The following is a 19,335-nucleotide window of genomic DNA, read 5'->3' as shown; positions in this document are numbered from 1 at the left end:
ACGAAGGCCCCGAGTCGTTTTCGACTCGGGGCCTTCGTCGTATTCAGAGGCGGGGCGTGCGGCGGTGGGATTCGATGGCCTCGAACTTGGCCAGGTTGTGGCGGGCGTCGGCCAGCGCGTCGTGCGCGTCGTCGGGGATGGGCGGCAGTTCGGGGCTGCCGTGGGCCACCCAGTGCTGGCGCAGTTCGTTGGTGTAGCGGGGCATGTTCTTGGGCAGCGCGGTCATGTCACCCCACAGCTGGCACAGCGCCACGTGGTCGTAGGCGCCGACCCAGGCCCACAGCTCCGGATACACACCGGGGCGGGGCAGGAAGAACTTGAACAGGTCGTCGCGGATCTGGGCCCGGGTGCGATACAGCGGCGAACCGGCCGGTGGCAGCTTCGGCAGCACATTGCGGCGCACCCACGGCCCGGCCCGTCCGGCGTCGAATTCGGTGGAGACGGCGTAGTACTCGCGTCCGTCCTCGCAGACGACACCGATCGAGATCAGATCGATCGTCACGCCGTCCTCGACGAATTCCGAATCGTAGAAATATCGCAGGGAGATCGCCTCTTCGTGCCGGTGGGCGCCCGTCCCGTCCGGCGCGACGAGGCAGGCGGACCCACGATGAATTGAGTGAAACCCTATGCGGGCACTTCGCGCGTGGTGCGCAGGGGTCGCTGCCGGGGGTCCCGTCGGCCCGTCGCAGGTACGCCGGATATTCGCCCGCTTCGGTGAGTCCGTATTCTGATCTGGTGACCTGGACCGTCGACGTACCGATTGACCGCCTGCCGGAACTGCCGCCGCTGCCTGACGATCTGCGCAGGCGACTGGACGCCGCTCTGGCTCGCCCCGCCCTGCAGCAGCCGTCCTGGGACGCCGACGAGGCCACCACGATGCGCACCGTGCTCGAGAGCGTGCCGCCGATCTGCCTGCCCGCCGAGGTCGAGGACCTCAAGGCGCAGCTGGCGCAGGTGGCGCGCGGCGAGGCCTTCCTGATGCAGGGCGGTGACTGCGCGGAAACCTTCGCCGACAACACCGAACCCCACATCAGGGGCAATATCCGCACCCTGCTGCAGATGGCTGTCGTGCTCACCTACGGCGCGAGCATGCCGGTGGTGAAGGTGGCCCGCATCGCCGGTCAGTACGCCAAGCCGCGCTCGGCCGACATCGATGCGCTCGGCCTGAAGTCCTACCGGGGCGACATGGTCAACTCCCTGGTCGCCGACGAGCAGCTGCGCCGCCACGACCCGTCACGCCTGGTCCGGGCCTACGCCAACGCGAGCGCCGCGATGAACCTGGTGCGTGCCCTCACCAGCGCGGGCACCGCCGACCTGCACCGCCTGCACGACTGGAACCGTGACTTCGTCGCCCAGTCGCCCGCGGGTGCGCGCTACGAGACCCTGGCCGAGGAGATCGACAAGGGTCTGCGGTTCATGGCTGCCTGTCAGGTCAACGACCCGAGCCTCAAGACCGCCCGCATCTACGCCTCGCACGAGGCGCTCGTCCTCGACTACGAGCGCGCGATGCTGCGCCTCAGCGAGAGCGAGACGGGCGAACCACTGCTCTACGACCTGTCGGCGCACTTCCTGTGGATCGGTGAGCGCACCCGTCAGCTCGACGGTGCCCACATCGCCTTCGCCGAGTTGCTGGCCAACCCCATCGGCCTCAAGATCGGCCCGACCACCACCCCCGACCAGGCGGTGGAATACGTCGAGCGGCTCGACCCGAACAACGAGCCCGGCCGGCTCACCCTGGTGGCGCGCATGGGCAACGGCAAGGTGCGCGATGTGCTGCCGCCGATCATCGAGAAGGTGCAGGCCACCGGCCACCAGGTGATCTGGCAGTGCGACCCGATGCACGGCAACACCCACGAGTCGTCCACCGGGTTCAAGACCCGTCACTTCGATCGCATCGTCGACGAGGTGCAGGGGTTCTTCGAGGTCCACCACGCGCTCGGCACCCATCCTGGCGGCATGCATATCGAGCTGACCGGTGAGAACGTCACCGAATGCCTCGGTGGTGCGCAGGACATCTCCGATCTGGATCTCGGTGGGCGGTACGAGACTGCCTGCGATCCTCGGCTCAACACTCAGCAGTCGCTGGAACTGTCGTTCCTGGTGGCGGAGATGCTGCGCTGAGCTGGTTCGGTAGAGCCCGGTCAGCGGTTACCGCCGCGGCCGGGCTTTTCCTTGTCGTCGTCCTTGTCGGGCTTGTCGTCCTTTTCCGGGGCGCGGTCTCTTCAAGGTAGGGCGGTGAGCGATACGACGCTGCCCGCCTCCACGTTCGTGTTGATGCCGGGGACCTGGCCGATGACCAGGGAGCTGTCGGAGTCGGTGAGGGATTTGACCTCTACCCGCAGGCCTAGTTGCTGGAGTTTGGCGCGGGCGTTGCCGACGTTCTGACCCATCACGTTGGGGACCTTGATCGCGTTGGAGACGAGCAGGGTGACGCTGTCGCCGGACTGCAGGGTGGTGCCGACGGCGGGGTCGGTGCCGATGGCCTTGTCGGCCTCGATGCTCTTGTCGAACTGCACCTTCACCTCGCGGACGGTGAGTCCGGCCTTGGTGAGCGCCTGGGTGGCTTCCTCGGTGGTCTTGCCGCGCACATCGGGCACGTTCACGGGCTGGGAGCCCTTGCTGCGGTACACCTTCACCTGCGCGCCCATCGGCAGCACGGTGCCGGGGGCGGGCTCGACCCTGGCCAGTGAGCCCTTCGGGGCGGTGCTGGCCGCTTCGCCGCTGTCGATGGGTTGCAGGCCCATGTCGCGGATGGCGGCGTTCACGGCACTGATCTGGTCGCCGGGCTTGATGTCCTCGGGGACGCGCGGCTTGCCGTTGGAGATCAGCACGGCGATGGTTGAGCTCTTGGTGACCCGTGAGCCCGCCGACGGGTCGGTGCCGACCACGCCGCCCACCGGGATCGTGTCGGACGCCTTCTGCCGCAGTACCGTCTCGAATCCGGCCTGCTCCAGCACGGCGACGGCCCGCTCGCTGTCCATGCCCGCAATCGGCGGCACGGCCGTGTAGCGGCCGACGCCGAGCCACCAGCCACCGATGCCGACCAGCAGCGTCAGCGCGGTGACGATACCCACCCACACCAGGCCGGTGCGGCGGGTATGGGTCTCGGCCGGGACGAACGGATTGTGCAGGGGCGCGGGCGGATCGGCGTGCTCGTCGAGTCGGGGCCGTTGGGCGGTGACCACCCGGGTGTGCTGCGGCTGGGCGACCGGACGCGGCGGTGCGGGTTCATGCGGGACACCAACGGGATTCGCCGCGGCCACGGGTGCGCGAAAGGCCTCGCTGAGATGTTCGGCCGAATCACGGGGTGCCGGAACGCGATACGGCGGCAGGTTCAAGGTCATCGCGACGGCCTGCAGGTTGGCCGCCATCTGATTGGCGTCGGCGAAGCGCTTCGCGGGGTCGCGGGAGGTGGCCTCGGCGACGAGGGCGTCGAATTCGGCGGGCACACCGTCGATGAACTGACTCGGCGCCGGTACGTCGTTCTCCACCCGCTGATACGCCACCGACAGCGAATTGTCGCCGGTGAACGGCACGCGGCCGGTGAGCAGTTCGAAGATCAGGATGCCGAAGGAGTACACGTCCGAGCGCGCGTCGGCGGTGCCGGTGGTGACCTGCTCCGGCGACAGGTAGGCGGCGGTGCCGAGGATCACGCTGGCGGAGGTGGTGTTGGCGGCGGCCACGGCGCGGACCAGGCCGAAGTCGGCGATCTTCACCTCGCCCGCATCGGAGATCAGCACGTTCTCCGGCTTGATGTCGCGGTGCACCAAGCCGGCGTCGTGCGCGGTGCCGATGGCGCGCAGCACCGGTTCGGCGACGGCCCGCACGGCGTGCGGCGGCATCGGGCCGCGTTCGCGCAGCAGCTCACGCAGGGTGCCGCCCTCGACCAATTCCATGATGAGGAAGGGATATTCGCCGTCGACACCCTGGTCGTACACCGCGACGAGCGACGGGTGCTTGAGTTTGGCCACCGCGCGCGCCTCGAACTCGAAGCGGCTCAGGAACTGTGGGTCGCTCGCGAACTTGGGGTCCATCACCTTGATGGCGACGGGACGGTCGAGCCGGGTGTCGGTTCCGCGGAACACCATCGACATTCCGCCGCGCGCGATCGGCGCGTCGATGCGATAGCGCCCTTCCAGCATCTGGCCGATCACAGGTTCCTCCGGCGTACGACAAACTGGCCACGGTGGTGCGGCCCCCACGATCGTAACCGGGTGCGACGGCATGCCCGCCGATGGATGCGCCGCGTCACGTACTACCGTTGTGCGGGTGAGTGCCTTTCCCTGCAGCGACGACGTGCTGCCCGACACCGAAACCCTCGTCTCCCTGCCCGAGGCCGCCGACATACTCGGCGTCCCGGTGACCGCGGTGCACCAGATGCTGCGCGATCACCAGCTCATCGCGGTGCGCCGGGGCGGTGTCGTCGGCATTCCGTCCCGCTTCTTCGACGACAACGACGAGATCGTCCGCATGCTGCCCGGCCTGATCACGGTGATGCGCGACGGCAAGTACAGCGACGAGGACATCCTCCGCTGGATCTACACCGAAGACGACTCCCTGCCCGGCCGCCCGGTCGACGCCCTGCACGGCCCGCTGGCCCGCGAGGTCGTCCGCCGCGCCGCCGCCGAACCCTTCTGAGGACCTGCCGAACAGGCTGAGCCGACGCGTCCGGCGGACCGGATGGCCGGTGCGCCCTTGCCGGGCGTCGGCTTCGGGGTGGGTTACCTCTCGCGGGAGTCGAGCCCCGGCCGGTCGCGGCGCTGAGTGGCGAAACCCTTGGCGGCGACCAAAATTCGGCGGTGGTTGGGAACCGTCGCGCGGGTGGCGAAGACCTGGTAGTCGGCTGCTTCGATCTGGTCGAGGATCTCGGCGTAGAGCACGGCGGCGGTTCGGATCGCCGGACGGACCCGGGGAGCCAGCAGGTCGATGCCGGGGACCGCGCGGCGGTAGATGTCGCGGTTGACGGCGATCAGATGGGCCAGAGCGCGTCGCGTCGGCTGATCGGTTCGCCCCGCCGCCCGGCACGCGTTCAGTCGGCCCTCGTCGACGCCGAACGCGGCCAGTTCGTCGGTGGGCAGGTAGATGCGGTCGCGATCGAGGTCTTCGGCCACATCACGCAGGAAGTTCGTGACCTGGAACGCCTCGCCCAACGCGGCGGCAGCGGGTTCGGCGTCGGCCACCGGGACCACCGTGCCGAGCACCGGCAGCAACTGCAGACCGATGGCGGCGGCCGACCCACGCATGTACTCGGCCAACTCGGCCATGCTCGCGTAGCGCCTGCGGTGAACGGTCGCGCCGGGGACGTCCATGCGCATGGCATCGAGGAACGTCCAGATGTGGTCGTGCGCGATGCCGTAGCGGGCGATGGTGTCGGCCGTCGCGGTGATGATCTGGCGGCGCCGCAGGTCGGCGGTATCGAGGTCGCCCTGCTCGATGGCCAGCCGGAGCTGCTTCTCGACCAGATCGAGGTGCTGAGCGGGGGAGATGCCGTCGCTGTCGTGGGCGAGGCGGCGATCAGGACCGTGTGCGCCCGGGGCGACGCTCGACAGGAGGGCTCGCGGCCGGTCGGCCGGGTCAAGGATCCACGCGGGGTCGTCGGCGTGGTCGACGATGTCGTCCACCATCCGCGCGAACGCGTACAGCGCGTGCACGGCCCGGCGCCGCTCCGGGCTCAGTAACGCCGTGGCGAGGAAATAGGTGCGTCCGTGCTCGGCGGCGATGCGGCGACAGGTCGCGTAGGCGTCGTCCAGCGCGGTGGGAACACTCATGCCGCGACGGGCGGTGCGTGTTCCTTGGCTATCGCGCGGGAACTCGCCGAACGCAGGTGCAGCGGGTCGACGTGGCGCAGCGACACGGCGGCCACCACGGCGGCGAACGTCGCCAGCGCCACGTGCCAGAAGTTGTAGAGGCCGATCGAGCCGTCCGGCTGGAACACCAGCATCAGCCAGGTGCAGATACCGACCAGCCACTGCAGGGTCACCGTCGACATCGCGAAACCGGCGGCCAGCGCAAGCGGCCACGAGTAGTACCAGGGCAGGGCGGCGGGGGAGAGCAGCACGATCGCCACGAACGCGACGATGATGCCCATCACGGCCTCGCGCTCGCTGTGGCGGAACCGCCACCAGGTCGCCACGAGCAGGACCACCAGCGCGACCTTGCACAGTTCGCGGGTGACGGACAGGACCGAATCCAGCGACCACGGCGTCACCCAGGTGACCATGTGGGCGAGGATCGTCGGCAGCGACAGCCAGTTGATGATCTTGTTCGAGCCCTGCAACGCGGTCACCCAGCCGAAGCCGACCCCGGCGATCACCGATGCCGCACCGAAGACCAGTGCGAAGACGCCGATGCCGATGCCGGCGATCTTGGTGAACACGAGCAGTGGGTGCGGCATGTCGGCCGATGGCCGGGCCGCGTCGGGATGCTTCAGTTCCTCGGCGAGACCGGCGTCGGAGTCGGCGCGGGCCCGGCGTTCGGCCGCCCGCCGTTCCTTCTCGTGCAGGATCCAGATCCACACCAGGAACGGCAACGCCACGCCTGCCGTCGCCTTGATCGCGACGCCGATGGCCACCACGACGATGCCCGCCACATGATGACGCTCGAGCACGAGCGCGATACCCGCGCACATCAGCCCGACCATCAGCATCTCGTTGTGCACGCCGCCGATGAGGTGCACGAGCACCAGTGGATTGAGTACCGCCAGCCACAGCGCCACGGTCGGTTTGCCGCCGAGGTGCTTGGTCAGATAGGGCACCGCCCACACCATCAGCGCCAGGCCGGGCAGCATGACGAAGCGCAGCGCGATGGTCCCGGCGATCACATTGTCACCGGTGAGCGTGGTGATCGCGCGGCCCATCAGCAGGAACACCGGCCCGTACGGCGCGGTGGTTGTGGTCCACACGGGGCTCACATTGTCCAGCAGCACACCGGGATTGGCGACGGGACCCACCTGGTAGGGGTCGAAACCGTCGCGCAGGAGCGCACCCTGGGCGAGATAGGAGTAGGCGTCGCGGCTGAACATCGGGGCCGCGAAAAGCAGTGGGGTGATCCAGATTCCGACGATCACCCGCAGCTCGTTGAGCGTGACCTTCGGTTCACCGTTGCCGATGAGCGTGCGGCCAAGGCGCACCCACGCGGTGATCATCAGCAGCACACCGGCCCAGATGACGATCATCGACAGGGCGTAGCCGTGGCCGAATCGCAGCCACGACAGGTGCAGCGCCTCGAGCAGCGGATCGCGTTTGCGGACGGCGCCCGCACCGAAACCGCCGAAGGTGATCATGATGGCGCCGAAGAATCCCATGAAGGCCGCGTGACCTTCGGGGCTCCGGGCGAAATCGCCGACAGTGCGCAGCCGCGACCGGACGCCGGGATCGGTCCCGGCGGGCAGATGGCGCTGCGGTTCGAGGGTGCGCGTGGTGTCCATGGGGCCTACGGTCGTCTCGGGGGGCGGCATCTTCGGTCGGTCCCCCCGAATGGTCGGCGGTCGCAACCGCGAGCTGATAAGTCGGCCGTCAGTTTACGGCTTCAGTTCCGAACACTAACCCGGTGGTCGCTACCGGTGTGCGCCCGGCTGCCGGTGATTCGCGCCGCCGCCAGTTCGCCCGACAGCAGCGTGGTGGGCACACCGACCCCCGGAGTAGTACCGCAACCTGCGAGAACGACATTGTCTACGCCCCTTGGCAGGTTGCGTGGACGCAGCGGTCCGGTCTGCCGGAAAAGGTGCGCCACCGAGAACGGTGTGCCCGCGATCATGCCCTGGGCCGCCCAGGTCGCCGGTGTGTCGAGGTGATCGACGCGGAAGTACTCACCGATGCCGGTGTAACCGCGCTGCTCGAGCGTCGCGAGCAGTTCGCGCAGGTAGGCCGGGCCGATGCGGTCCCAATCCAGCGGCGCCGAGGTCAGGTTGGGGCACGGCGCGAGCAGCGAGAGCGGCTCCCAGCGGCCGTCGGCGCGGTCGACGAACTGGCCCGCGTCGGTGAGCGCGGGGCGGGTGAGCAGCAGCGACGGGTCGCTCATCAGTTTGCCCCGGCCCTTGCCCGCGGCGATCTCGCGGAAGGTCTGCTCCCAGGCGGCCCCGAACTCGATCGTGTGATGGGCCTGCACCGGCCACCGCGCGGCAACCTCGGCGGGCACGGTGCCGTGCGCGACGACGGCCGACGGCGAGGCCCGCAGCCCACGCCGGTTGCGCAGCCCGAAGCGGCGGATCGAGCCCAGGTCGGCGGTGATGACCACCGCGTCGCAGGCGACGTTTCGCCCGTCGACCGTGCGGACGGCCTCGGCGTGGCGGGCACCGGGTGACGCGGTGCCCTTGCGGGTCGCGTACTCGATGCCGGTGACCTCGGTGCCGAGCTCGAGGCGCCCGCCGGCAGCGGTGAAGGCTTCGGCCAGCGCGGTGGTGACGGCCCGCATTCCGCCCTCGGGGAAGTACACCCCGAGGCAGGTGTCCATGTTCGGGATGGCGCCGTAGACGGCGAGGGCCTGGTCCGGTGCCGTCCCCGCGTAGAGCGCCTGGAAGGTGAAAAGCCTGGTCAGCCGCTCGTCGCGGAGGTACGAGCGCACCCGCGGCCCGAGTTTGCCGAGCCCGCCGAGGCGCACCACCCGGGCCAGCGCCGACCGGGCGGCCGGTGTGCGGACCATGTCGAGAGGCGAATCGAAATCGGCGTTCATGAATTCGTCGAACTCGGCCTCGTACATCCGGCCGAGCCAATCGCGCAGCCGCCGATAGCCACGTGCCTCGCGGGGACCGCACGCACGGGTGACCTCGGCCGCCATCTGCTCGGCGTCGTCGAAGACCCGGATGTCGCTGCCGTCGGCGAAGCGGGCGTGATACGCCGGAGCCAGGCGATGGATGCGCAGCCCGACGTCCTCCCGGGTCTGCCCGACCGCCGCGAGGGCGTCGTCGATCGTCTCGGGCAGCGTGAGCACCGTTGCGCCGCTGTCGATCTCGTAGTCGGCGAAGCGGTAGCGGCCCACCCGCCCGCCGGGGTGATCGGCGCGCTCGAGCACGGTCACCTCGAGCCCGGCGCCCCGCAGGTGCAGCGCGGCGCCGAGCCCGGCCAGCCCGGCTCCCACGACGACGACATGATTCGCTTGTCCCACAACAGTTTTCACAACGTCCTCAGGCGGTACGGCGAGTGGCGGCCAACGCCATATCGTGCAACAGATGCTTGGCGGCGGGGGTGGCGGCGCTGTGCGCGATCGCGGCCAGACCCGTTTCGGTGAGCTCGGTGATGCGGCGCTCCACGTCGTCGACGGCGCCCAGGTCGATCAGTATCGCGCGCAACCGGTCGACGGCCTCGTCGTCGAGGTCGGTGCCGAGCCCGGTGCGGATCAGCGCGGCCGACTCCGGGTCGGCCCGGCGCAGCGCCTCGGCGATGAGCACGGTGCGCTTGCCCTCGCGCAGATCGTCGCCCGACGGTTTGCCGGTGACGGCCGGATCGCCGAACACCCCGAGCAGGTCGTCGCGCAACTGGAACGCGATACCCACATCGGTTCCATAGGTGCGCAGGGCCGCGACCAGCGCGTCGTCGGCGCCGGCCAGTGCGGCACCCAGGTGCAGCGGCCGTTCGATGGTGTAGGCGGCGGTCTTGTAGCGGTTGATGCGCAGCGCGGCCTCGACCGACTCGTCGCCACCGGCCTCGCCGTTGATGTCGAGCAGTTGCCCGCCGAGCACTTCGGTGCGCATGCGCGCCCATACCGGGGCGAACCGGGCGAAGGACGCGGTGTCGAGTCCGGCCGCGTTCACCAGGTCGTCGGCCCAGGCCAGGGCCAGATCGCCGATCAGAATGGCGACCGCCGACCCGTATGCCTCGCCGTCACCGGACCAACCGGCCGTGCGGTGCCGAGCGGTGAAGTCGATGTGCACCGTCGGGAAGCCACGCCGCGTGCGGGAGGAGTCGATGATGTCGTCGTGCACCAGCGCGCAGGCCTGCACCAGTTCCAGTGCGGCACACGCGGTGAGTACCGAGGCCGCCTCGGGGGCGGACGGGTCGCCACCGGCGCCGAGCCAGCCGGTCCAGGCGAAGCCCGGCCTCGTGCGTTTACCGCCGCGCACCACGAATTGTTCCAGCGCCTCGGCCGCGTCGACGAACACCGGACCGAGAGGTTCGACGATCTCGCGGCGGCTCGCGAAGAACTCCGTGAGCACCTGCTCGACCGCCGCGACGAAGGCCGGTGTGCCGGGGGTGAGCGCGACTAGGTCGACCGAGGTCAGCACGTCGGCGGCGGACCGGGAGAGCGGGGTACCGATTCCGGCGGACAGGGCGGCCTCCAAATGGCGAGCGTCAGGATCCGATGACGCACCCTCGCGGTGCGTGCACAGCGTCGTCTCGACGATACGCGGGCCGCGCGGAGCGTCGGCGGGCGCACAGGGCCGCTGCGACCGATCCCACACCCGGCGTTTCCTCGGGTCCGGGGCTCCTCGGTCCATGTGTCCATCCGGCTTGACATTCTCCGCTCCGAACAGGGGATTTCCTCTCGGCGGGTGCCGCGGCCTGCGGGGTTGTGCCCGGCGGGGACGTGCCGTGACCGGTATCGGAGTTCCCCGGTCGGCGCCGTAGGCCTGGAACGTCCCACTAGACTGAGCCGGTGACTTTCGACAGTGGACGGGGACGTTCGACCCCCGATCGGCCCGCCAAGCAGCAGTCGATCGTCTCGAACACGCCCTCGGTGGTGCAGAGTCTGCGCACCCATTCGGGCACGGGCGTGCCGTTTTCGGTCGAGTTCAACCCGCCCCGCGACGCGGCCGGTGAGGCCAGGCTGTGGCGCGCGGTGCGCGAGTTCGAACGCATGCACCCCGCCTTCGTGTCGATGACCTACGGCGCGGGCGGCTCCACCCGCGACCGCACGGTCCGCATCACCGGCGCCCTGGCGCAGGAGACCACCCTGCTGCCGGTCGCCCACCTGACCGCCGTCGGCCACAGCATCGCCGAACTGCGCTCGCTGGTCGGTTCCTACGCCGACTCCGGCATCTGCAATGTCCTCGTGCTGCGCGGCGACCCGCCCGGCGACCCGCTGGGTGAGTGGCGCAAGCACCCCGAGGGGGTCGAGTACGCCGAGGAACTCGTGCGCATCGTCCGCGATCTCGGCGACTTCCATGTGGGTGTCGCATCGTTCCCGCAGGGCCACCACCGCTCACCCGACCTGGACCACGACACCCGTCACCTGTGCGCGAAACTGCGTGCGGGTGCGGAGTATTCGATCACCCAGATGTTCTTCGACGTCGAGCACTACCTGCGCCTGCGCGACCGTGTGATCGCCATGGACCCCGTCGAGGGTGCCAAGCCGATCGTCCCCGAGCTGATGCCCATCACCTCGCTGCGCACCGTCGCGCGCGCCGAGGAGTTGTCCGGCCGCCCGGTGCCCGCCGACATCGTCGCCCGCCTCACCCGCGCCGCGGGCACGGGCCCCGAGGAGGACCGCGCCGCCGTGCGCGCCGAAGGCATCCAGATCGCCACCGAGATGGCCCAGCGCCTCATCGATGAAGACGCGCCCTGCCTGCACTTCATCACCCTCAACTTCGCCAAGGCCACCAGCGAGGTCCTCACCAACCTCGGCTACGGCGTCACCGCCGCCCCTCTCAGCGCCTGACCAGCAGCTGGACGAGCGGCTTTCGGCGCGTTGTCACCGCCTCGCAGCGGCGAGGGTCTGCCAGGTTCGTTCCCAGTTGCGGGTCATGGCCGGGTAGACGATGAGGTAGCGGAACGGCTTGATGAGGGCCATGTAGAGGCGCCCGAGGCGGCCGTTCGGTTTGACCAGAACGGCCATCTGCAGGTGGTAGCCGGTGTCGTCGGGCACCCAGCCGAGATGCATGACGCCGTGCATGGTGCCGTTGGCGATTTCGGCCGCGTACTCGTTGTCGAGGGCGTAGAGGCTGGTCAGCGGGCTGTCGCTGTCGTCGGGAGTCGGGGTGTCGCGCAGGTCGGCGGGGAGCCGGTCGCGCAGGGAGCCGACGCGGGTGCCGGTGCCCGCCGATTCGTCGTCCCAGCCGAAGATCTCGCCCAGTTTCCAGCGGATCTTGAACAGCACGCCGCTGATGCCCGAGCTTTCGGACGCCTTCTCCGCCTGGAGTGCCGCGAGGAAGGCGGGGAAATCGTCGGGGCCCGCGCCGGGAGTGCGGAACTGCCAGACGTCTTCGGTGTCGAAGTCGCGCGCGATCTCGTGGATGCGCCACGGCCGGGCGGTGTGTGCGGAGGTGGGAAGTCGCATGGGATGACCTCGATCTGTACGGGGGCGTATAGCGATTGAGATTACCGCTGTTGTACGCCCGCGTATGGATCTGCTCGCCGTGCCGTCGCACACTCCGGCTACGCGGCCAGTGATCCCCGTAAACCCCACGCCCCGGCCAGCAACCGATGTGATTCGAGCCGGTCGGCGTGCGCGTGGGTGATGGTGGTGACCAGCAGTTCGTCGGCGTCGCTCACCCGGCGCAGCGCGTCGAGCCGTTCGACCACGGTGGCGGGTGAGCCGACGATCTGTGCGGCCAACCGGTCTTCGACCAGGCGGAACTGGTCGTCGGTGAGCGGTGCGGCGGTGGCCGGATCGAGGTACTCACCCGCGCCCGCTCCGCTGCGCACACTGTGCACCCAGTGCCCGTAGGTGCTCGCGTGCCTGCGGGCGGTGTCGTCGTCGGCGGCCACGACCACGTCGGCCGACACGATGACGTAGGGCGCGGCGAGCACCCGCGACGGCCGGAACGCCGCCCGGTACGCCGCTACCGCGTCCAGCGCGGTCCCCGGTGCCACGTGGTAGGCCGCCGCGAACGGCAACCCGAGCCGGCCTGCCAGTTCCGCGCTCTCCCCGGCGGAACTGCCGAAGATCCACAGCTCGGTATCGATGCCCTCACCCGGAACCGCGTGCAGCGCGACACCGTCGGAGGTGGTGTAGGTGCCGTCGAGCAGGGCGCTGATCTCGGCGACCTGGTCCGCGAAGTCCAGTGATCGCGCGCCGGGCTGCTGCAGTGCCTCGAGGGAGGCGAGGAATTTCGACCGATCGAGGACCCGTCGCGGATCGAACGGTGGTGGCACGACCACCCCGTCGCGCACCTGGGTGCGCCCGACGACCGCGTCGAGCACCGGTCGACCGCCCTTCGCGGTGGTGGTCGCGGCGCCGTACTGGGTGCGCCGATGTCCGGACCGGCCGAGGCCGAGATCCAGCCGGCCCGGGTGCAGCGCGTCGACGGTGCCGAACGCCTCGACGATCGAGGCCGAGGTGTGCTGACCCACCTGCACCGCGCCCGTGCCGACCCTGATCCGGTCGGTGGCCGCCGCGACCAGACCGAGCAGCGTGAGCGAGGCGGAACTGGCCACCGACGCGAAATGGTGCTCCGCCAACCAGAACCGGTGATAACCCCACTGCTCGGCGTGCCTGGCCAGATCGATGCTGTTGCGCACCGCCTGTGCGGCACTCGACCCTTCGCTGATCGGTGCCAGATCGAGGATCGAGAGCGGCACACTCATGATCTCGGATCCTGTTCTCCCGCTTCCACCGCCACCCGCAGTCGGTTCTCCTGCGGCGCCACCGGGCAGGTCGCGTAATCGGTGAATGCGCAGGGCAGATTCACCGCCCGGTTGAAGTCGAGGGTGACGGTGCCGTCGGCGGCCACCGCGCCGATCGCGAGCGAGCGTGCCGCCGGGTAGGTGGTGATCCCGCTGGTGGCGTCGGTGAACAGCACCTTCAGATCGTCCGGGGTGCCGAAGGCCAGCAACGCCTCATGGCTGTCGCCGAGGCGGAACTCGATGACGCCCGCCGCCGGGTGGTGGTGTTCGAGTCCTTCGACCACCGCGCCGGTGGTGACGGTGCGTGGCTGCTCGAACGGGGTGAAGCGGCCGGTCACCACCCAGCGCGGGTCCGCCGGGTAGGCGGGCACGCCGGTGAACGCGAGCAGGGTCGGTGCGGCCGGATCGTGCACACGGACCGCGAATTGCCCGGAGCGCCGGATCACTTCGAGGACGCGCTCCTCGTTGAACACGCTCACCCCGGGCGCGCCCTCGCCGGGTTCGAGGATGCGGACTCCGGCGATCCGGTCGCCCTCCACATCGAGCCGGTCGGCGGGCTGGGCGGTGACGAACACCTTCTCGTCGGTGACCCACCAGGTGCCGGGCACGCCGTCGAGGCGTTCGGGACGATCGGTGAGCCAGTGCAGTCCGGCGAGGCTGAGCCAGCCGAGCGGGTCGCGCAGCCCGTCCTCGCGGGCGTGGTGCCAGCGGGCCCAGTCGTCGGCGAAAGTGGTTGTGGTGTCGAGGTTGTCGATGGTGACGGTCATGACGCGCGGGCTCCTTCGGTGACGGTGCGGTGACGGGGATGGCGCAGACCGAGGTGGTCGCGCAGGGTCGTGCCGGTGTAGGAGGTGCGGAAACTGCCTCTGTTCTGCAGTTCCGGCACCACGGAGTCGACGAACTCGTCGAGTCCGCCGGGGGTCAGGTGGGGGACGAGGATGAATCCGTCGGCCGCGTCGGACTGCACGTAGTGGTCGATCTGCTCGGCCACCTGGGTGGCGGTGCCGACGAACTGCTGACGGGCGGTGACCTCGATGACGAGCTCGCGGATGCTGAGGTTGTCCGCCTCGGCACGTTCGCGCCAGGCTTTCACCACGGCCAGCGGATCTTTCGCGTGCCTGACCCGGCCACGGGTGATCTCGGTGGCGGGGTCGGGTTCCACGTCGGGCAACGGACCGTCCGGGTCGTATCCGGAAAGCTCTCGGCCCCAGACCTGTTCGAGGAAGGCGATGGCGGTGGCCGGGCTCACCTGCTGGTAGCGGATGTGGCGGGCCCGCTCGTGCGCGTCGTCGGCGGTGTCGCCGAGGACGAAGGTCGCGGCGGGGAAGACCAGCAGCTCATCGGGTGTGCGCCCGTATTTCGCGAGGCGCCCCTTGATGTCGGCGTAGAACCGCTGACCCGCCTCGAGGGTGCCGTGCGCGGTGAAGATGGCATCGGCGGTCTTCGCACCGAACTCACGTCCTTCGTCGGAATCGCCCGCTTGCAGCAACACCGGGTGACCCTGCGGTGCGGGCGGGACGACGAACGGCGCACGGATGTCGAATTGCGAGCTGCGGTACGAGGTTTCGGGGATCTCGCGAGCGAACACACCGCGCTCACGGTCGACCACCAGGGTGTCGGCGGGCCAGCTGTCCCACAGCGCCCTGGTCGCCTCGACCACTTCGGCGGCGCGCTGATACCGGGCGCCGTGCTCGAGATACCCACCGCGCCGGAAGTTCTCGCCGGTGAACGCGTCGGAGGAGGTGACCACATTCCAGGCCGCCCGGCCGCCGGACAGGTGATCCAGGGCGGCGAACTGCTTGGCCAGCTCGAACGGTTCGTTGTAGGTGCTGTTGATGGTGCCTGCCAGCCCGAGCCGTTCGGTGACCGCGGCCACCGCGTTGAGCACGGTGAACGTGTCGGGGCGGCCGACCACGTCCAGGTCGTGGATCCGGCCGCGATGCTCACGCAGCCGCAGCCCCTCGGCCAGGAAGAAGAAGTCGAACAGGCCGCGCTCGGCGGTGCGGGCCAGATGCTCGAACGAGGCGAACTCGACCTGCGATTTCGAGGCCGGGTCGGCCCAGACGGTGGTGTTGTTCACGCCGGGAAAGTGCGCGGCGAGGTGGATCTGCTTGCGCGGTTTCGAGGTCACAGCGCTGCTCCTGCGGCGTATCGGCTGACGGGTCGGGGGAGACCGAGGCGGTCACGGAGGGTGCGTGGGTGCTGCGCCGCGGCGGTGGGGGTGCGTTGGGCGGTCAAAGCCGCCAAGGCGGCATGCAGGGCCAGCGGTCGCAGCACCACGCCGTCGATCCCCGACCGCGCGATCTCGGCGAGGAGGTCGTCGAGCGCGGCGACGGTGCCCACATGACGCAGGCCTACCTCCGGCGCGCCCGGGAGATCCGGACCAGAGGACTCCTGCTGATCGCCTGCGGCCGACGGACCCGGGCGCTGTGGCGACTCGGCCCAGCGATCGAGTTCGGCCACGTCGGCGCGGGCATTCTCGGCCGAATCCGCCAGGTGCACAGGCATGTCGAGCAGAATCTGCACCGCGTCCGGGTCACGCCCGGCCCCCGCGATCGCGGCGCGCAGGGCGCGCCGGTGCGCGGCGGCGGTGGCGAGGTCGGGTGCGGTGATGCGGATGAGGTCGGCGCGGTGGACGGCGATCGCGGTCGAGGACGGGTCGTCGGCGCGCACCGTGACGATCGGCTGACCCTGGGGTGAGCGCGGGGTGATCGCCGGGCCCTTCACCGAGAAGTTGTCACCCTCGAAGTCGATGTAGTGCAGGCGGTCGCGGTCGATGAACCGGCCGGTGGGCACATCGCGGATCTCGGCGTCGTCCTCCCAGCTGTCCCACAGCCGCGTCACCACCTCCACCGCTTCGTCGGCCTCGTGCCAGAGCGAGGCCGTATCCTGAATCGTCTTGCGGCCGAACGCGGCCGCCTCCGTCTCCCCGGTGGACACGGTGACTTCCCAGCCCGCGCGACCGAGACTCGCGAAGTCGAGCGCGGCGATCGCCTTGGACACGTGGAAGGGCTCGGTGTGGGTCACCGGCACCTGCGGGACCAGGCCGATGCGGCGGGCCAGCGGGGCGGTGTGGGCGGCGACGGCCACCGCGTCGAGCCTGCCGCGGGTCACGGCAGGTCCGCCTTCCTGCAGGGCGAACGAGTCCGGCAGGAACACGGCGTCGAACCCGAGCGTCTCTGCTGAGGTGATCACCTCGGTCCAGTAGTCGGCCGTGAACAGGTCTTCGGCGCGGGAATCGGGACGCCGCCAGGACGCGGGGTGGGCTCCGGTGCCCGGTGTCTCGATGCCGAGGAACAGCGCGCTCATCGGGTCTCCTTTCCGTCGATGTCGAAGGCCGGTGCGGGGATGGCCGCGAGCAGTTCCCTCGTGTAGGGGTGCTGCGGGGCGGTGAACAGCGACGCGGTCGGGCCGGTTTCGACGATGCGCCCGTGCCGCATCACCGCCACCCGGTCGCTGATGCGCCGCACCACGGCCAGGTCGTGGGAGATGAACAGGTAGCCGAGGTCGAGTTCGGATTGCAGGCCGTCGAGCAGGTCGAGGATCTGGGCCTGCACCGAGGCGTCGAGTGCGGACACCGGTTCGTCGAGAACGAGCAGGTCGGGTCGCAGGGCCAGCGCGCGGGCGATCGCGACCCGTTGCCGTTGTCCGCCGGACAGTTCGGCCGGTTTGCGCCGGGTGAAATCGCTGGGCAGCGCCACCTGGTCGAGCAACTCGCGCACCCGCTGGGGGCGGTCGCCGATGCCGAAGGCGCGCAACGGCTCGGCGATGATGTCGCCCACCTCCCAGCGCGGGTCGAGCGAGGAATACGGGTTCTGGTACACCACCTGGAACCGTCTGCGCAACGCGCGCAAGCGTTTCCGGCGAGCGCCGGTGAGATCGTGACCGTCGAAGGTCACCGTTCCGCTGTCGGCGTCGGTGAGCCGCAGGGCGATGCGCGCGGTGGTCGACTTGCCGGAACCGGATTCCCCGACCAGGGCGAGGGTTTCGCCTCGGTCGAGGGAGAACTCGACGTTGTCGACCGCGGTGATACCCGCCTCGTGAAAGCGTTTGTGCAGCGCGTGTACCGACAGCAACGGTGTGGCCGCCCTGGCACGGGCCGGCCGGAAAGGGGTGGGGGCCAGCGCGGGTGAGGCCGCGAGCAGACGCCGGGTGTAGGGGTGCGTCGGGTGGGCGAGAACCTGGGAGATCGGCCCCGACTCGACTACCTCACCACCTTCCAGCACCACCAGCCGGTCGGCCCGTTCGGCGGCCACGGCCAGATCGTGGGTGATGAGCAGCACCGCGGTCCCACGTGCGGCGATTCGTTCCGCCAACCGGTCGAGGACCTGGCGGGCCACGGTGGCGTCCAGTGCGCTGGTCGGTTCGTCGGCGATGATCAGGTCCGGACCGCAGGCCAGCGCGATCGCGATCAGCACGCGCTGTCGCTGCCCGCCGGACAGTTCGTGCGGGTACTGGCGCGCTCGTTGTTCGGGCCGGTCCAGCCCCACTTCCTCGAGCAGGTCCAGGGTCCGTAGCCGCGCGGTGCGCTTGTCGGCGAGGTGGTGCACGAGCAGGGCCTCCGCCACCTGGTCGCCTACGCGCAGAACGGGATTCAGGGACAAGCCGGGATCCTGCGGAACGAAGCCCACACGTCGCCCGCGCAACCGCCGCAGCGACTTCTCGTCAGCGGGATCCACGTGCTCGCCCGCGAATTCGATACGACCGGAATCGATGCGGGCGCTGTCACCGAGCAGGCCGATCACCGCATGGGCCAATGTCGACTTCCCCGAACCGGATTCGCCGACGAGCGCGACGACTTCACCCGCACCCACCTCGATGGACGCACCGCGCAGTGCGGCCACGGGACCTGCTCCCGAGCGGTAGGAGACGCGCAGGTCGTCGACCCGCAGCAGCGTCACCCCGTCGTCCGAGATGGGCACTGTCGACGGCGAGATGTCCGCCGCCGAACCCGACGTAGTGGGAGTCACGGCCGACTCGTTCATCGCTGATCGCTCCTTCCGGCGAATCGGCCAACCCGCTGGGCGGCCAGCACCACGGCGACGATGACGAGGCCGGGCAGGGTGGTGAGCCACCAGGCGGCGGCGAGGAAGTTGCGGCCCTCGGAGATCAGCGAACCCCATTCGGGCGTAGGCGGTTTCGTGCCGTAACCGAGGAAACTCAGCGACGAGACCGCGAGCACCGCCATCCCGAATTCGACGGCGGCCAAGGCCAGCACCGGCTGGAACGAGTTGGGCAGCACATGTCGTAGCAGGACCGCGTACCAGCGCACCCCCGAGGCGTGCGCCGACTCGACGTAGGGCGCGTGCCGTACCCGCAGCACCTCCGAACGCATCACCCTGGCGAAGTTCGCGATCAGCGAGATACCCACGGCGAGAGCGACATTGCGTGTGCCGAAGCCCAGCGCGGTCACCAGCGCCAAGGCCATCAGCAGCGACGGAATCGACAGCAGCACGTCGACCACCCGCATGATCGCGGTATCGACGATCCCGCCCGCCGCCCCCGACAGCAGCCCGAGCAGCGAGCCGACCACCAGCGCGATCCCGACCGCGGTGAGGGTGGCGGTGAGGGACAACCCCGCACCGTGCACCATTCGCGTGTACAGGTCGCGCCCGAGATTGTCGGTGCCGAACCAGTGCGCCGCGCTCGGCGCCTGAAACTTCTCACCGGGCACCCCGGTCAACGGATCACCTGGCGCGAACACCGACGGCACCACAGCCCACCCGACCGCGATCACCAGCACGACAGCGGAGAGCACGAGTCCGAGGTGCCCGCGAATCCAGACGCCGATCTGCGCGCCGCGACGGCCGATCCGCGCGCCAGGGCGGTCGGCCTG

Annotated in this window: 16 protein-coding genes; 3 read left to right on the top strand and 13 right to left on the bottom strand. The window is 69.8% G+C overall.

The window, feature by feature from the left end:
- Positions 1-43: 43 nt before the first annotated feature.
- A complete protein-coding gene (locus ACSVDM_RS17400; RefSeq protein ID WP_067642942.1) occupies positions 44-541 on the bottom strand; it encodes a polyadenylate-specific 3'-exoribonuclease AS in 498 nt (165 codons plus the stop codon).
- A 194-nt stretch (positions 542-735) separates the two neighbouring features.
- Between ACSVDM_RS17400 and ACSVDM_RS17395 the strand changes: the two genes are divergently transcribed.
- Complete coding sequence (locus tag ACSVDM_RS17395) at positions 736-2,121, top strand: class II 3-deoxy-7-phosphoheptulonate synthase (protein ID WP_067497414.1); 1,386 nt, start codon at positions 736-738, stop codon at positions 2,119-2,121.
- A 101-nt stretch (positions 2,122-2,222) separates the two neighbouring features.
- Here ACSVDM_RS17395 and pknB read toward each other — a convergent pair whose 3' ends face one another.
- Entirely contained in the window at positions 2,223-4,142 is a 1,920-nt protein-coding gene (gene pknB / locus ACSVDM_RS17390) for a Stk1 family PASTA domain-containing Ser/Thr kinase (protein ID WP_439266379.1), read from the bottom strand.
- 127 nt (positions 4,143-4,269) lie between these two features.
- Here pknB and ACSVDM_RS17385 point away from each other — a divergent pair, with 127 nt between their 5' ends.
- Positions 4,270-4,638 carry an Rv2175c family DNA-binding protein gene (locus tag ACSVDM_RS17385; RefSeq protein ID WP_067497548.1) on the top strand — a complete coding sequence of 123 codons (369 nt, stop codon included), beginning with the start codon at positions 4,270-4,272 and terminating at the stop codon, positions 4,636-4,638.
- A gap of 83 nt (positions 4,639-4,721) precedes the next feature.
- Here the strand turns inward: ACSVDM_RS17385 and ACSVDM_RS17380 are convergent, their stop codons facing one another.
- The 4 genes from ACSVDM_RS17380 to ACSVDM_RS17365 all read right to left on the bottom strand — a co-directional run bounded on the left by ACSVDM_RS17380 (position 4,722) and on the right by ACSVDM_RS17365 (position 10,276).
- Positions 4,722-5,768, bottom strand: coding sequence for a phytoene/squalene synthase family protein (locus ACSVDM_RS17380; RefSeq protein ID WP_439266188.1), 1,047 nt, complete (start codon positions 5,766-5,768; stop codon positions 4,722-4,724).
- Entirely contained in the window at positions 5,765-7,426 is a 1,662-nt protein-coding gene (locus tag ACSVDM_RS17375; protein WP_067642936.1) for an alpha-(1->6)-mannopyranosyltransferase A, read from the bottom strand. Before ACSVDM_RS17375 ends, ACSVDM_RS17380 begins: the two co-directional genes overlap by 4 nt.
- A gap of 101 nt (positions 7,427-7,527) precedes the next feature.
- Entirely contained in the window at positions 7,528-9,114 is a 1,587-nt protein-coding gene (gene crtI / locus ACSVDM_RS17370; protein ID WP_439266186.1) for a phytoene desaturase family protein, read from the bottom strand.
- Positions 9,115-9,121: 7 nt separating this feature from the next.
- On the bottom strand, positions 9,122-10,276 hold the full coding sequence (locus ACSVDM_RS17365; RefSeq protein WP_439266184.1) for a polyprenyl synthetase family protein: 1,155 nt from the start codon (positions 10,274-10,276) through the stop codon (positions 9,122-9,124).
- 314 nt (positions 10,277-10,590) lie between these two features.
- Between ACSVDM_RS17365 and ACSVDM_RS17360 the strand changes: the two genes are divergently transcribed.
- Entirely contained in the window at positions 10,591-11,592 is a 1,002-nt protein-coding gene (locus ACSVDM_RS17360; protein WP_370465836.1) for a methylenetetrahydrofolate reductase, read from the top strand.
- A 33-nt stretch (positions 11,593-11,625) separates the two neighbouring features.
- Here the strand turns inward: ACSVDM_RS17360 and ACSVDM_RS17355 are convergent, their stop codons facing one another.
- The 7 genes from ACSVDM_RS17355 to ACSVDM_RS17325 all read right to left on the bottom strand — a co-directional run bounded on the left by ACSVDM_RS17355 (position 11,626) and on the right by ACSVDM_RS17325 (position 19,311).
- On the bottom strand, positions 11,626-12,210 hold the full coding sequence (locus ACSVDM_RS17355) for a DUF2867 domain-containing protein (RefSeq protein WP_439266182.1): 585 nt from the start codon (positions 12,208-12,210) through the stop codon (positions 11,626-11,628).
- Positions 12,211-12,308: 98 nt separating this feature from the next.
- A complete protein-coding gene (locus ACSVDM_RS17350) occupies positions 12,309-13,460 on the bottom strand; it encodes an LLM class flavin-dependent oxidoreductase (RefSeq protein WP_439266180.1) in 1,152 nt (383 codons plus the stop codon).
- Positions 13,457-14,266 carry a DUF1684 domain-containing protein gene (locus tag ACSVDM_RS17345; RefSeq protein ID WP_439266178.1) on the bottom strand — a complete coding sequence of 270 codons (810 nt, stop codon included), beginning with the start codon at positions 14,264-14,266 and terminating at the stop codon, positions 13,457-13,459. Before ACSVDM_RS17345 ends, ACSVDM_RS17350 begins: the two co-directional genes overlap by 4 nt.
- Complete coding sequence (locus tag ACSVDM_RS17340) at positions 14,263-15,630, bottom strand: NtaA/DmoA family FMN-dependent monooxygenase (protein ID WP_439266176.1); 1,368 nt, start codon at positions 15,628-15,630, stop codon at positions 14,263-14,265. The genes ACSVDM_RS17345 and ACSVDM_RS17340 overlap by 4 nt, the downstream gene beginning before the upstream one ends.
- Complete coding sequence (locus ACSVDM_RS17335) at positions 15,627-16,808, bottom strand: LLM class flavin-dependent oxidoreductase (protein WP_439266174.1); 1,182 nt, start codon at positions 16,806-16,808, stop codon at positions 15,627-15,629. Before ACSVDM_RS17335 ends, ACSVDM_RS17340 begins: the two co-directional genes overlap by 4 nt.
- Positions 16,805-18,484 (bottom strand): dipeptide ABC transporter ATP-binding protein, encoded by a 1,680-nt coding sequence (locus tag ACSVDM_RS17330; RefSeq protein ID WP_439266172.1) that lies wholly within the window; start codon positions 18,482-18,484, stop codon positions 16,805-16,807. Before ACSVDM_RS17330 ends, ACSVDM_RS17335 begins: the two co-directional genes overlap by 4 nt.
- Entirely contained in the window at positions 18,481-19,311 is an 831-nt protein-coding gene (locus ACSVDM_RS17325) for an ABC transporter permease (protein ID WP_439266377.1), read from the bottom strand. The genes ACSVDM_RS17330 and ACSVDM_RS17325 overlap by 4 nt, the downstream gene beginning before the upstream one ends.
- Positions 19,312-19,335 lie beyond the last annotated feature (24 nt).

The sequence above is a fragment of the Nocardia sp. JW2 genome, from assembly GCF_051843015.1.
GTDB classification, from domain to species: domain Bacteria; phylum Actinomycetota; class Actinomycetes; order Mycobacteriales; family Mycobacteriaceae; genus Nocardia; species Nocardia coubleae.
This window is presented reverse-complemented; position numbering and strand designations above follow the sequence as displayed.

Excerpts from the sequence above, each read along its gene's own strand:
- pknB (WP_439266379.1), bottom strand. The coding sequence starts at position 4,142 with ATGCTGGAAGGGCGCTATCGCATCGACGCGCCGATCGCGCGCGGCGGA.
- ACSVDM_RS17380 (WP_439266188.1), bottom strand. The coding sequence starts at position 5,768 with ATGAGTGTTCCCACCGCGCTGGACGACGCCTACGCGACCTGTCGCCGC.
- ACSVDM_RS17375 (WP_067642936.1), bottom strand. The coding sequence starts at position 7,426 with ATGGACACCACGCGCACCCTCGAACCGCAGCGCCATCTGCCCGCCGGG.
- ACSVDM_RS17355 (WP_439266182.1), bottom strand. The coding sequence starts at position 12,210 with ATGCGACTTCCCACCTCCGCACACACCGCCCGGCCGTGGCGCATCCAC.
- ACSVDM_RS17350 (WP_439266180.1), bottom strand. The coding sequence starts at position 13,460 with ATGAGTGTGCCGCTCTCGATCCTCGATCTGGCACCGATCAGCGAAGGG.
- ACSVDM_RS17345 (WP_439266178.1), bottom strand. The coding sequence starts at position 14,266 with ATGACCGTCACCATCGACAACCTCGACACCACAACCACTTTCGCCGAC.
- ACSVDM_RS17335 (WP_439266174.1), bottom strand. The coding sequence starts at position 16,808 with ATGAGCGCGCTGTTCCTCGGCATCGAGACACCGGGCACCGGAGCCCAC.
- ACSVDM_RS17330 (WP_439266172.1), bottom strand. The coding sequence starts at position 18,484 with ATGAACGAGTCGGCCGTGACTCCCACTACGTCGGGTTCGGCGGCGGAC.